Raw genomic sequence first — 13,390 nt, forward strand, 5'->3', positions numbered from 1 at the left:
CGGTAAGTGCCACTGCCGAAGCGCAGGCGCGCTTGTCGTTCGGGGTCAGATCAGCTTGCCGGGATTGAGGATTCCGGCGGGATCAAGGGCATGCTTCACCGCGCGCAGCATGGACAGCGCGGCAGGGTCTCCGAGGCGGGCCAGTTCGTCGCGCTTGAGCTGGCCGATGCCGTGCTCGGCCGAGATCGAGCCGCCCCATTCGGTGACGAGATCATGGATGTAGCGGCTGATCGTCTTGCCCTGGTCGGCTTGCCAGGCGGGGCCGTCGGTCACATCCGGCGCGATCACATGGTAATGGACGTTGCCATCGCCAAGGTGGCCGAAAGCGATGGCTTCCGTGCCGGGCCACCTGGCCTCGATCATCGGGGCGGTGGTTTCCACGAAGTCCGGCATTTTCTCGACGGGAACGGAGATATCGTGCTGCACCGCCGGACCGCGAGCGCGCTCGGCCGGGGAAATCGATTCGCGCAGCAGCCACATGGCCTCGGCCTGGGACTCGTTGCTGGACATGGCTGCGTCTTCCAGAAGCTCGGCTTCGAATGCGTCCGCCATCATCGATTCGCAGCGATCGCGCAGCGTCGCGGCAGCGTTGCGATCCGCCACGACCTCGATCAGGACATGCCATGCGTGGCGATCCGAAAGCGGTACGCGGCTGTCGGGCAGATAATCGAGCACGGCGTCGAGGCAGGCTTGCGGCAGAACCTCGAAGCCTTCCAGTGCCTCTCCCGCAGAGCGCTCGCAGTGGAGCAGGAGCTTGCGCGCCGCACCGAGCGAGGGCACGCCGGCCCAGATCACGACGCGTTCGGCAATGGCGGGCAGCAGGCGCAGCGTTGCCGCGGTCACGATGCCCATCGTTCCTTCGGAGCCGATCAGCAATTGCTTGAGATCGAACCCGCGATTGTCCTTCTTGAGCGGCGTAAGCATCGAGAAGACCTGGCCGTCGGCCAGTACGGCTTCGAGGCCCAGCACAAGCGCGCGCATCGATCCGTGCCGCAGAACCTGCGTGCCGCCGGCGTTCGTGGAAATCAGTCCGCCCACCGTGGCCGAGCCCTTGCCGCCGAGCGAGAGGGGGAAGCGCAGGTCCCGCGCTTCGGCCGCTTCATGAAGGGTCTGGAGCACGACACCGGCTTCGCACGTGGCCTGCCGCGCTTCGACGTCCAGCGTGCGAATCGCATTCATCCGGCGCAGCGAAAGAAGCAGGGCAGTTCCGCTGCCGTCAGGCGTTGCCCCTCCGGACATGCCGCTGTTGCCGCCTTGCGGAACGATCGGAACGCCGAACCTGGCGCAGATATTCACAAGCTCGGCCAGTTCCGGGACGTTTGCGGGAGAGGCCATTGCCACGGCGCTCCCGGTATATCGTCCGCGCCAGTCGGTGAGCCAGGGGGCAAGCAGGTCCGCGTCAGTGGTCAGGCCGCGAGGGCCAAGCAGGGCGGTGGCTTCGGCAAGAAAGCTGTCGGTATTCGTCATGAAGGCGATATGGCACAGGCTTCACCGGGTTTCATCCGTGGTCTTGCCTCGCTATCGACATGGAACGTGCATCGTATCGGGTTAAGCGCTGGTTCAAGCTCTTGCTCTAAGGCGACAGCACTGTGCCCGGGGACCAACTCTTTCGATGAATCTCGCCTCCGTCCTGCTCTATCCGTTTGCGCTGCTGCTACCCGTGGTGGGCGCGACGGAGGCTGGCCGCACGGCCCGAAGCGAGCGGGCGGAGACCGGGACCGTCTCCGTGGAACCGGAAGCCGGCAGTTATGCGTGGCCGGATGAGCTGCCCGATTCGCCGGGCGGCTGGCCGTTTTCCGCATCGGCGTTCGATCATGTCGAGCCGGGCGATGCCTGGCAGGTGCGAATCGAGCAGCGCATGACGATTCGCGTCACCCCGCGCGCGCAGATGCCCAGCCCGCCAGACATGTTCGTGGGCATGCCCGGGCGGGATGACGACGGCCCGCGCTTTTCCGAACGCAAGATCGGCAAATGCCTGCCGATGTCCGGCATCGCCGGGGTGCAGCCCGACGGGCAGAGCCGGCTCCTGCTGTTCATGCGCGATCGGCGGGTGATCGGTGCCGAACTGGAAAGGGGTTGCCGGGCAGGGGCTTTCTATTCCGGATTCCTGCTGTCACGGACATCCGATGGCCAGCTCTGCGTCGATCGCGACGAATTGCTTTCCCGCAGCGGCACCACCTGCAAGTTGACGCGCATTCGCCAACTGGTTGCCGTGGGTCGTTGAGCGATTGGCCGCGGTTGGCGCGCGAATCCTGATTTGGAGCATTGTCGGCCTGGTCGAATCGCGGCCTTTGCGCGGATTTCCTTGACGTTGGGGGCATTTCCCGCATAGGGCCCGGCCAGATATACGATCGGCTTCGTGCTGACCGATTGATTCGGTCGTTGCCGTAGCGCCGCGAATATCCTTAGCGTCCTTGATTCTCGCTAACCTGCCTGATTCTCGCTAACTTGCCTGATTTTCGCTAACCTGTTTGCCTATGAGCCCTGTCTGTCTATGAACTTTGCCGATCTCGGCCTGTCTGACGAATTGCTGCAAGCGGTTGAAACCGCTGGCTATAGCGAACCGACTCCGATCCAGGCCCAAGCCATTCCGCCGGTCCTGATGATGAAGGACCTGATCGGCATCGCCCAGACAGGCACCGGCAAGACGGCCAGCTTCGTGCTCCCGATGATCGACGTTCTCGCGCATGGCCGTCGCCGTGCGCTGATGCCGCGCTCGCTGATCCTCGAACCGACCCGCGAACTCGCGGCCCAGGTTGCCGAGAACTTCGAGAAGTACGGCAAGAACCACGATCTGCGCATGGCGCTGCTGATCGGCGGCGTTCAGATGGGCGACCAGATCAAGGCGCTGCAGGAAGGTGTCGACGTCCTGATCGCGACGCCGGGCCGCCTGATGGACCTGTTCGAGCGCGGCAAGATCCTGCTGACCGGCTGCGAACTGCTCGTCATCGACGAAGCGGACCGCATGCTCGACATGGGCTTCATTCCCGACATCGAGAGCATCTGTTCCAAGCTGCCGACCAATCGGCAGACGCTGCTCTTCTCGGCAACGATGCCGCCGCCGATCAAGAAGCTGGCGGATCGCTTCCTGTCGAATCCGAAGTACATCGAGGTTGCCCGCCCGGCGACCGCGAACACGAATATCGTCCAGCACAAGGTGGCGGTGCCGGCCCGCAAGAAGCGCGAGGCCCTGCGCCAGCTCCTGCGCACCGACAACGTCTCGACCGCGATCATCTTCGCCAACCGCAAGACGACCGTGCGTGAACTGGCCAAGAGCCTGAAGGGTCATGGCTTTGCAGCCGGCGAGATCCACGGCGACATGGAACAGCCGGCGCGCCTTGCCGAACTCCAGCGTTTCAAGGATGGCTCGATCAACATCCTCGTCGCGTCCGACGTGGCTGCGCGCGGGCTTGACGTGAAGGGCGTGAGCCACGTCTTCAACTTCGACACGCCCTGGCATCCGGACGATTACGTCCACCGTATCGGCCGCACTGGCCGTGGCGGCGCAACCGGTCGTGCTTTCACTTTCGTGGCGCCCGAAGATGCCGAAGCGATCGAGAACGTCGAGAAGCTGACCGGCGGCAAGATTCCGGTCTATCATCTCGGCGGCGAGGAAACGGCTGCGGAAGCGCCCGAAGCTGCTGCTCGTGCGGAAAAGCCCCGCCGTGAGAAGCGTGAGCGTGCAGAGCCGCGCACGGAGGCGAAAGCCCCGCGCGAAGAACGTGCCGCGCCGCGTGAAGAACGCGCAGCTCCTCGCGAGGAACGCGCTGAGCGTGCCCCGCGCCGCGAAAGCCGGGGTGACGAACAGCGCCGCGAACGCCGTGCCGATGGCAATCGTTCGCGTCGCCGCGATGCAGAGCCCGCCGATGACGGCTGGAACGGTCCGATCCCCGAATTCCTGAGCGTTTCCGCTCTCACCTGATCCTACTTCAAGCCAGGCACCATCGCCGCGCCTCAGGGTGCGGCAATGGTGCTTGCCTGTCCTTGCCGCCCTGTGCAGACTGCCTCCTATCGAGAGGCAGGCGAGGCGGATTATCCATGAAATTCAGGTATTCTCTGGCGTTCGGCGCTGCGCTCGTCTCCTCGTGCGCGGCGCTGGCCGAACCGCAGGCGGTGGTCCAGGTGGACAGCGGCAGGCTTGCCGGCAGCGTCGAGGACGAGGTGGTGAGCTGGAAGGGAATTCCCTTCGCGGCGCCGCCGGTCGGCGCGCTGCGCTGGCGTGCACCGCAGCCTGTTGCGGCATGGAAGGATGTCCGTTCGGCGGAAAGCTACGGGCATGATTGCATGCAGAAGCCCTTCGCCGGAGATGCGGCGCCGCTGGGCACGCCCCCCGCCGAGGACTGTCTCTACGCCAATGTCTGGCGCCCGGCGCAGGCCAAGGCGAAACTCCCCGTGATCGTCTGGATCTACGGTGGCGGCTTCGTGAACGGCGGCGCATCGCCGCCGACTTATGCAGGTGCAGAACTCGCGAAGCAGGGCGTGCTGTTCTTCAGCTTCAATTACCGGGTCGGCCGTTTCGGCACTTTCGCCCATCCTGCGCTGACCCGCGCGGCGCAGGACAAGGGGCTTGTCGGCAACTATGGCTTCATGGACCAGATCGCCGCGCTTGCCTGGGTGCAGCGGAACATCGCGGCGTTCGGCGGCGACCCCGAGAATGTGACGATCATAGGCGAAAGCGCGGGCGGCATGTCCGTCAACAACCTGGTGACCTCGCCCATGGCCGAAGGGCTGTTCGACAAGGCAGTCGTCATGTCGGGCGGGAATGGCACGAGCCTTGCCAATCCCGATCTCGCCGCCACGGAAGCGATCGGCGTGCGCTTTGCCGAAGCGAAGGGCATTTCCCGCGATGATCCGCAGGCCCTTGCAAAATTGCGCGGCCTTTCTGCCGATGCGGTGACGGATGGGCTCAACCTGATGGCTCTCTTCAGTCCGAGCGGCGCGCCGCGCACATTCGCCAGCCCGTTCAGCGACGGCAGGCTGGCGGTGGATCAGCGCCATGCCTACGAGGCGAAAACGTTCCATCGCGTGCCGATGATGATCGGTGCCACAAGTGACGATATCGGCGGGATTTCGGGCAGCATGGTTGCGGGGGCGCGGCAGATATCGGCCTTGGCGGCGGCCGGCGGCGCACCTGTCTACGAATACCGCTTTTCCTATGTTGCCACATCGATTGAAGGCGGCGGCAAAGGGGCCGGCCATGCTACGGACATACCGTTCTTCCTCGATACGCAGGACGTGAAATACGGCGGCAAGACCAGCGCGCGGGATCGGGAAATGGGCCGCACCATCAGCAGCTATCTCGTGAATTTCGCGAAGACCGGCAATCCTAACGGCGCAGGCCTGCCGGAATGGAAATCACGTGCCGGAGACGGCTCCGCGCTGATGGACTTTTCGCCCGGCGGAACCGCTCAATTCGGCGCTGACCCGTGGCTCCGGCAGATCGAGGCAGCCTCCGCCAAAAGCGGGATCTAGGCGCCGCCAAGCCAGCGCGTTCAGCCGGCCGGGAGGTTCATTCGCTTCCGGCTGGCTTGACGAAGCTGTCGATCACCCGCTTGTGGCCGGCCTGCTCGAAGTCGATCTCCAGCTTGTTGCCTTCCTGCGCGGCGACAGTGCCGTATCCGAACTTCTCATGAAAGACGCGGGCGCCGATCTCGATGTCGGTGCGAGGCTTGGCGGCGAAGCTGGCGGCGCTACGGGTGGTTTCGGCAATGCGGCGCGGTGCGGGATCGAACTCGCGGGCAGCGGCGCGCTGCCAACCGGGGCCGCGTGTCATCGTGCGCGCGGGCTGCGCCCGGGCGACGTCGGCGAAAGGATCGCCATGTTCCGACCATTGCGCGCGCCAGAGGGAAGCACCGCCTGACAATGTCGTTTCGCTCTCGACGTGATCGTCAGGCAGTTCGGCGATGAACCGGGAAGGGATCGAGCTTGTCCACTGGCCGTAGATTCGGCGGTTGGCGGCGTGGAGGATCGTGCACTTTCGCCGCGCGCGCGTGATGGCAACGTAGGCGAGGCGGCGTTCCTCCTCGAGACTGGCGAGCCCGCCTTCGTCCATCGCCCGCTGCGAGGGGAACACGCCTTCTTCCCAGCCCGGCAGGAACACGTTGTCGAATTCCAGGCCCTTGGCGCCGTGCATGGTCATGATCGTGACCTTTTCCTCGTCCGAGGCGGCATCGTTGTCCATGACGAGGCTGACGTGTTCGAGAAAGTCGCCCAGGCTCTCGTACTCTTCCATGGCCCGGGCGAGTTCGGTGAGGTTTTCGAGGCGTCCGGCCGATTCGGGCGTCTTTTCCGCCTGAAGGGCATCGGTATATCCGCTCTCGTCGAGCACGGTGCGCATGAGGTCGGCAGGGTTCTCGGTTCCGGCGAGTTCGCGCCAGCGGGCGAAGTCACGCATCAGCGAGAGGAAGGTATTGCGCGGGCGAGCGGGGAGTTCGTCGGTATCGACGATCTCGATCGCGGCCATGGCGAGCGGAATGTTCCGGCGGCGCGCCAGGACATGCAGCGCTTCCAGCGCCTTTGCGCCCAGCCCGCGCTTGGGGGCGTTGTAGATACGTTCGAACGCCAAATCGTCGGCGGGCTGGGCGATGACGCGAAGATAGGCGAGAGCGTCGCGAATCTCGGCGCGTTCGTAGAACCGGAAACCGCCGATGATGCGGTATTTGAGGCCGATCGAGATGAAGCGGTCTTCGAATTCGCGGGTCTGGTACTGGGCGCGCACGAGGATCGCGATCTGTTCCAGCGGAGCGCCTTCGCGTTCGAGGCGCTCGATCTCGTCACCGACCCGGCGCGCTTCTTCGGGGGCATCCCATACGCCGATCACCCGCACCTTGTCGCCCGAGTGCCGCTCGGTCCACAGCGTCTTGCCGAGCCGCTGGCTGTTCTCGTTGATGAGGCCGGAGGCGGCAGCGAGAATCTGCGGCGTGGAGCGGTAGTTCTGCTCAAGCCGGATGACCTTGGCTCCGGGGAAATCCTTTTCGAATCGCAGGATGTTAGCCACTTCGGCGCCGCGCCAGGAATAGATCGACTGGTCGTCGTCGCCCACCACGCAGATGTTGCGATGACCCTGTGCGATCAGGCGGAGCCAGAGGTACTGGACCTGGTTGGTGTCCTGATACTCGTCCACCATGACGTATTTGAAGCGCTGCTGGTACTGTTCCAACACCTCGCGGTTGGTGCGCAGGATGTTGAGCATGTGGAGCAGAAGGTCGCCGAAATCGCAGGCGTTCAGCGCTTTCAGGCGGTCCTGGTAAAGCTGATAGAACTTCTGGCCGCGCCCGTTCGCATAAGTCTCGTTCTCGGCAGCGTCGAGGTCGGCGGGATTGAGGCCCCGGTTCTTCCAGCGATCGATGCAACCGGCGAGCTGGCGCGCTGGCCAGCGCTTCTCGTCCAGCCCTTCGGACTGGATCAGCTGCTTGAGCAGCCGCAACTGATCGTCGGTATCGATGATCGTGTAGTTTGGCTGCAGCCCTACCAGTTCGGCGTGGCGACGCAGCATCTTCGCCGCAATCGCGTGGAACGTGCCGAGCCATGGCATCCCTTCCACGGCAGGGCCGATGAGATGGCCCACGCGTTCGCGCATCTCGCGCGCAGCCTTGTTCGTGAACGTGACGCAGAGGATTTCGCTGGGCCATGCGAGCCGGTTGCGGATCAGGTTGGCAAGCCTGCGAGTGAGCGCTGCGGTTTTCCCTGTTCCCGCGCCTGCCAGCATCAGCACTGGTCCGTCAGTGGTCAGGACGGCTTCGCGCTGGGGCGGATTCAGGCCTTCGAGCAGAGGGTCCGACGAGGCTTCGGGCATGGAGGATTGCAGATCGTTCACCCGTGAACATCTAGGGAACGGGGTGTCGCGGCGCAAGGCCGCTTCGTCGCACCGGGGGAACAATCCCAGGGACGGGGCGTCGGTTGTTCACGAACAAGAACATGGAGAGCGATCATGCGAAAATATCTCCTTGCCGGAGCCGCCGCGCTTTCGTTCCTGGGAATGTCGGGAGCGATCGGGGCGCAGGATACCAATGGCGAAATGCCCGCCGCGCCAGAAGCCCCTCCGCCGCCGGCAGCACCTTCGGATTCCGGGACGCCGCCGGCCAGGCCGATCTCTCCGGCATCAATGTCTGCCGAACAGAAGGCTATGTACGATTCGTGGCCGGCAGCCCAGCGTGCCGATTACGATTCCTGGTCGCCGGAGTATCAGGCCTATTACTGGAGCCTGACGGACCCGCAGCAGAAAGGCTACTGGGCGCTCACGCCGGACCAGCGCGGACAGATCTACAAGATGACGCCCGAGCAGCAGGCAATCGCCTGGAATTCCATATCGCAGCAGCTTGCCGGGCAGACCCCGACCACGCCGCCCACTCAGGCCAATCCTCCGGGTGAGGGGATGCCCACGACCGGCGTCCCCGACCCGCAGTTTGCGCAGCAGGCGGTGCGCCCCGCGATGCCCGCCGATCAGGGATATCAGGGCGGCCCGTACAAGGGCGCGCTGACGCCCCCTCCGGCGACCGCGATGGACAAGCCGTATCCGGTATGCAGCAAGAAGGTGACGGACAATTGCCGCAATCGCGGCGGCGTCTGAGGAAGGCAAGACTTCCGGCCTGAAGCGGCGCGCTTCAACGCGCACTGCTTCAGGCCGGCGAATTCAGGATTCGGTCTTGCGAAGGAAGTGCAGGCGCGCCTTGCCGACGTCGCGTGCCGATTCCACCTCGAAGCCCCGAATGGACACGGCCTCGGTGCGGGAGGTTTCAAGGCATATCCAGGTCTGCTCGCCAATCCAGCCCAGCCGCGCGAGCTTGTCGATCGCGACGACCCCGGCCCCGGTCTCGTAAGGCGGATCGAGCAGGACGAGGTCGAGGACGTCCTTCGCAGGCCCGAGCGCCATTACCGAACCTGCCCGGACATCGCTTTTGCCCTGTGCCTGCAGGTTGGCAATGTTGGAGCGGATCGCGCGGATGGCTGCCGGATCCTGGTCCACGAACAGGCAGTGCGCCCCGCCGCGTGAAAGCGCCTCGAACCCCAGCGCGCCCGATCCCGCGAAGAGATCGGCCACTTTCAAGCCCTCGAAAGTGCCCAGACGGCTGGCCAGCATCGAGAACAGCGTCTCGCGCGTGCGGTCTGCGGTGGGGCGGGTATTTTCCCCCTCCGGCGTGGCCAGCTTCCGGCCGCGCCATTCACCGGCAACGATGCGCAGGCCGGTCTTGATCGGACCGCCTTTCATCGGGGCCTTCGCTCCCACTTTCATGCGGCGTTGCCCGGCAGCGTGCGGCGGAAGTTATCGAGATCGCGCGGAGCCACCTCGAACGCCATTCCCTTGGGCAGGTCCAGTAGACGGAACGGCCCGTAGGAGGTGCGGATCAGGCGGCTGACCTGCAGACCGAGATGTTCGAGAACGCGGCGGACTTCGCGGTTCTTGCCTTCGGTAAGGGTCATCTCGATCCACTGGTTACGCCCCGTGCGGCGCTCCATGTTGGCGTCGATCTTGCCGTAGACCACGCCCTCGATCTCGATGCCTTCGATCAGATCCTCGAGTTGGTCCTGCGAAATGTCACCGAATGTGCGGGCACGATACGTGCGCGGCACGCCGGTGGCGGGCAGTTCAAGCTGGCGCTTGAATTCGCCGTCATTGGTCAACAGGAGCAGGCCCTCGGTGTTGAGGTCGAGGCGGCCGATCGGCATCACGCGGCCGCTGCCCTCGGGCAGGGCGTTGCGCAGCGCGGTGTAGATCGTGGGGCGGCCGATCGGATCGCGTTCGGCAGTAAGGAGGCCTGCGGGCTTGTGGAAGACGAAGAGGCGGGTTTCCTCCGCCTCCCGGACGGCATTGCCGTCAACCGTCACGCCGCGAAGATCGTGCAGCACGGTAGACGGCGTTTCGATCACGTCCTCGCCCAGCTTGACGCGGCCTTCGATGATCATCCGTTCCGCCTCGCGGCGGCTGGCGATTCCGGCGCGTGCGAGAAGCTTGGCGATGCGTTCGCCTTCGCGCACGGGCATTCCCGGCGTTTTGGGCGTAGGAGCGGCAGCCTGCGGGGCCGAGCGGGGCGGTTTCCTGCGAGGGCGATCGCCGTCGAACGGCCGGGAGTCCTGTCGCCGCGAATCCGACTGGCGCGAGCCGCGCGAAACATATGCGCCGCCGGAAGGTGTAAACTCGCCGGAACGCGAGCCGGGGCTCCGGCGCGGCGCGCCGTCCCGCGGGCCACTGGCCGAACGTGCGGGGCGTTCACCGCGCGCCGGAGCGTCGTCCCGGTGGGGCCGGTCGCCGCGTGCCGGGCGTTCGGAGCGGACGGGCCGGTCGTCGCGCGCGCGGCGCTCGTCGCGTACCGGGCGTTCGTTGCGGCCAAAGAGTTCGCCGCGATCGCCGCGTCCACCGCGTGCCGGGCGGTCGTCGCGGCCGGAGCGCTCTGCACGAGCCGGACGATCATCCCGCGACGGGCGCGTATCGCGCGACAGGCCGTCGCGGGGGCCGCGGCCACGTCCGGTGCTTTCCTCCCGTCGGCCTTCTTCGCGGCGGCCGTCGCTGCGGGGGGCGCCATCGCGTCCGGTTCTATCGGCGCCGCGCCGACCTCCGTTGCCTGAGCTGTTGCCAGAGCCGGTGCGGAAGGGGCCGCGAGAAGATCCGCCATCGCGGGAAGAGCCGCCACGCTTCGGGCCGCCGGATTTGAAAGGAGGTTTGGACATTCGCCCGCCCATACCTGTTGATCGCCGCTTCATCCAGCCTTCCCTTCGAGCATTGCGGCGTTAGGTTGGCGCGGGATCGCAATTTCAGGGAGTAAGGCGTGGACGCCCAAAGCATCGAACAGCGTCGCGGCGTCTGGGATTCAATCAAGCCCTATCTCGAAAAGGAATCGCTGGCGGCATTCCTGCTCGGCCTGTCATCGGGTTTTCCTTATGCGATGATCGGCGCGACGCTGACGACGCGCCTGGCGCAGGACGGGATCGACAAGAAGACCGTTACCGCTTTCACGCTTGCCTTCCTTGTCTATAATCTCAAGATTTTCTGGGCCTGGATCATCGATGGCGTACGCCTTCCGGTGATCGGCCGGCTTGGCCAGCGCGTCTCGTGGATGCTGGTTTGCGGCGTGTTTGTGATCGCCGCGGTGCTCAATCTGGCGCTGGTCGATCCGGCTGCCAGTATCCGGGCGACGGTCATCGCCGCCGTGCTGGTGGGCGCTGCCGGCGCCAGCTTCGACATCGTTATCGACGCCTACCGTATCGAGACGCTGAAGCCCTACCAGCTCGGCACCGGCTCGGGCATGAGCCAATATGGCTGGCGCATCGGCTCTGCCGGTGCGGGCGCGCTGGCGCTGATTCTGGCGGCGCGTTACGGCTGGAGTGCGGGCTATGCGGCCTGTGCGGTCTTCGCGCTGCCCGCAATGCTCACCGCGCTGTTCCTCGGCGAGCCGGAACGCCGCAAGGTGGTGGTGGAAAAGCGCGGTGTCGTGGAGGTCTGGAATTCGATTGCCGGGCCGTTTGGCGAGTTTTTCCGCCGCAACGGCGCGTTTCTCGTCCTGCTGTTCATCCTCGTCCACAAGATCGGCGACACGCTGGCCAATCTCACGTTCCGCCTGCTGTTCGACGATCTTGGCTTCAGCAATGACGAAATCGCCATCTACGACGTGGGGCTGGGCTTCTGGGCCTATCTGATCGGTGTGTTCATCGGCGGGGTGGCATTCGCAAAGATGGGCCTGAAGCGCTCTGTCATGGTTTCGCTGGTGCTGATGGGGATTTCCAATCTCAGCTTCGCGGCGCTGGCTGCCGCCGGGCACAGCAACTGGGGAATGGCCGGCGCAATCGGGTTCGAGAACATCGCTTCGGGTTATGGCGGGGTCGTCGTCATCGCCTATTTCTCGGCGCTCTGCGACTTGCGCTATACGGCCTCGCAATATGCCCTGATTTCGGCGAGTGCCAGTGTCGTCGGCCGTTTCCTGACCGGTACGACGGCAGGCGCTCTGATCGAGGCCTTGGGCTACGTGAACTTCTACCTCGTCACCACCGTCGCTTCGCTGCCCGGCATCGTCCTGTTCTGGTGGATGTGCCGGACCGGCCTTGTCGATCAGGCGATGGGGACCGCGGGTGAGGACAATCCTGGGGAGTTCTAGTCGGGAATCTCCTCGTTGGCGCGCAGGACCTCGCCCGAGAGGTAGAGCGAGCCGGCGATCAGCACGGGCAGTCCGTCGTCGGGCAGGGCTGCCAGTGCTTCCTCCACGGTGCGCGCTGCCAGGGCTTTGGAGCCAAAGCTTGCAGGGCCATGGCATTCGTGGCCAGGCACCGGAACCGCGCGGATGCTCGCGAGATTCGCGGCGAGCGGATCGGTGATGGCGCCAGGGTCCTTGTTCGCGAGCATTCCGATCACGAGATGCAGGCGCTGCCCTGTGAAGTGGCGGCCGATCGCGAGCCCGGCATCGGGATTGTGACCGCCGTCGAGCCACACTTCGCGTGCTCCTGCGAATTGGGTGAGCGGGCCGGCTGACAGGCGTTGCAGTCGCGCTGGCCAGCGTGCCGCCTCGATGCCCCGCGCCATCGCTTCGGGCGAGACGGAAACACGGTCCTGATGGCGCAGGATGGCGACGGCCAGTGCCGCATTCTCGGCCTGGTGGGAGCCCGGCAGGCTGGGCAGCGGCAGCACGAGTTCGCCGTGCCGGTCCGAATACTCGATCCTTTCGCCCACGCTGGCGTCCCAGTCCCGCCCGCGCATGTGCAGCGGCGCACCGGCGGTCATGGCGGCACGTTCGATTTCGAGTTCGGCTGATTCCGGATAGGCGAGGGTGCAAGCCGGAGCGCCGGGACGGACGATGCCGGCCTTTTCGAAGGCGATGCGGGCGAGCGGTTCCTGGGGAACTCCCGGCTCCGGCCGAAGCAGGAAGGCCTCATGGTCGATGCCCAGCGTGACGATGCCGACCGCGGCCGGATGTTCGATCACGTTGGTGGCATCGAAGCGCCCGCCAAGCCCGACTTCGATCACGCAGGCATCCGCAGGAACCCGCGCGAAGGCGAGGAAGATCGCTGCCGTCGTCACTTCGAAGAAACTGGGAGCAAGGTCTTCGCCGGTATCGAGCACTTCCGCCAGCAAGGTGGCCAGCATGCCGTCGTCGATAAGCTTGCCGGCCAGACGGATACGCTCGTTGTAGCGCACGAGGTGCGGCTTGGTGGCGGTGTGGACCGTCAGCCCCTGCGCTTCCAGCATGGCGCGCAGGTAAGTGCAGGTCGAACCCTTGCCGTTGGTTCCGGCCACATGGAAGGTCGGCGGCAGGTGCTTTTGCGGGTCGCCGAGACGCGCAAGGAGCGTGCGGATCGTTTCGAGGCCGAGGCGACCCTGCGGCACGGCGAGCGCGCCGAGCCGGTCGAGCTGGGCCTGAACCTCGGGCGAATCCGAAACCGCGAAGTCGCGCATCGGCGGAATTCC

11 protein-coding genes are annotated in these 13,390 nt (G+C 65.4%); 6 read left to right on the plus strand and 5 right to left on the minus strand.

The window, feature by feature from the left end; all coding sequences use genetic code 11:
- Positions 1 to 45 precede the first annotated feature (45 nt).
- Positions 46 to 1,467: an FAD-binding oxidoreductase gene (locus tag U9J33_RS06600; protein ID WP_324698663.1), complete on the minus strand. Its 1,422-nt coding sequence runs from the start codon at positions 1,465 to 1,467 to the stop codon at positions 46 to 48.
- A 145-nt stretch (positions 1,468 to 1,612) separates the two neighbouring features.
- On the opposite strand from U9J33_RS06600, the gene U9J33_RS06605 reads away from it, so the two are divergent.
- From U9J33_RS06605 to U9J33_RS06615, 3 genes are all read left to right on the plus strand, one after another.
- On the plus strand, positions 1,613 to 2,224 hold the full coding sequence (locus tag U9J33_RS06605; RefSeq protein WP_054439825.1) for a hypothetical protein: 612 nt from the start codon (positions 1,613 to 1,615) through the stop codon (positions 2,222 to 2,224).
- 270 nt (positions 2,225 to 2,494) lie between these two features.
- The gene (locus U9J33_RS06610; protein ID WP_324698664.1) at positions 2,495 to 3,922 is read left to right on the plus strand and encodes a DEAD/DEAH box helicase; all 1,428 of its coding nucleotides are present in this window, start codon (positions 2,495 to 2,497) and stop codon (positions 3,920 to 3,922) included.
- 116 nt (positions 3,923 to 4,038) lie between these two features.
- Positions 4,039 to 5,472, plus strand: coding sequence for a carboxylesterase/lipase family protein (locus U9J33_RS06615; protein WP_324698665.1), 1,434 nt, complete (start codon positions 4,039 to 4,041; stop codon positions 5,470 to 5,472).
- 37 nt (positions 5,473 to 5,509) lie between these two features.
- Here the strand turns inward: U9J33_RS06615 and U9J33_RS06620 are convergent, their stop codons facing one another.
- Positions 5,510 to 7,795, minus strand: coding sequence for an ATP-dependent helicase (locus U9J33_RS06620; protein ID WP_324699014.1), 2,286 nt, complete (start codon positions 7,793 to 7,795; stop codon positions 5,510 to 5,512).
- A gap of 135 nt (positions 7,796 to 7,930) precedes the next feature.
- On the opposite strand from U9J33_RS06620, the gene U9J33_RS06625 reads away from it, so the two are divergent.
- Positions 7,931 to 8,569: a hypothetical protein gene (locus U9J33_RS06625; protein ID WP_324698666.1), complete on the plus strand. Its 639-nt coding sequence runs from the start codon at positions 7,931 to 7,933 to the stop codon at positions 8,567 to 8,569.
- 63 nt (positions 8,570 to 8,632) lie between these two features.
- Here the strand turns inward: U9J33_RS06625 and rsmD are convergent, their stop codons facing one another.
- Complete coding sequence (rsmD, locus tag U9J33_RS06630) at positions 8,633 to 9,208, minus strand: 16S rRNA (guanine(966)-N(2))-methyltransferase RsmD (protein ID WP_420719877.1); 576 nt, start codon at positions 9,206 to 9,208, stop codon at positions 8,633 to 8,635.
- Between the two features lie 20 nt (positions 9,209 to 9,228).
- Positions 9,229 to 9,975: a pseudouridine synthase gene (locus tag U9J33_RS24840; RefSeq protein ID WP_243692630.1), complete on the minus strand. Its 747-nt coding sequence runs from the start codon at positions 9,973 to 9,975 to the stop codon at positions 9,229 to 9,231.
- A gap of 258 nt (positions 9,976 to 10,233) precedes the next feature.
- Here U9J33_RS24840 and U9J33_RS24845 point away from each other — a divergent pair, with 258 nt between their 5' ends.
- Together U9J33_RS24845 and U9J33_RS06640 are read left to right on the plus strand one after the other, a co-directional pair.
- A complete protein-coding gene (locus tag U9J33_RS24845) occupies positions 10,234 to 10,563 on the plus strand; it encodes a hypothetical protein (protein WP_420719868.1) in 330 nt (109 codons plus the stop codon).
- Between the two features lie 200 nt (positions 10,564 to 10,763).
- The gene (locus U9J33_RS06640) at positions 10,764 to 12,086 is read left to right on the plus strand and encodes an AmpG family muropeptide MFS transporter (RefSeq protein WP_324698671.1); all 1,323 of its coding nucleotides are present in this window, start codon (positions 10,764 to 10,766) and stop codon (positions 12,084 to 12,086) included.
- Here the strand turns inward: U9J33_RS06640 and U9J33_RS06645 are convergent.
- On the minus strand, positions 12,083 to 13,378 hold the full coding sequence (locus U9J33_RS06645; protein ID WP_324698673.1) for a folylpolyglutamate synthase/dihydrofolate synthase family protein: 1,296 nt from the start codon (positions 13,376 to 13,378) through the stop codon (positions 12,083 to 12,085). The genes U9J33_RS06640 and U9J33_RS06645 overlap by 4 nt on opposite strands.
- Positions 13,379 to 13,390: the final 12 nt, after the last annotated feature.

It is taken from the genome of Novosphingobium sp. RL4, from assembly GCF_035658495.1.
In the GTDB taxonomy this organism is placed as follows: domain Bacteria; phylum Pseudomonadota; class Alphaproteobacteria; order Sphingomonadales; family Sphingomonadaceae; genus Novosphingobium.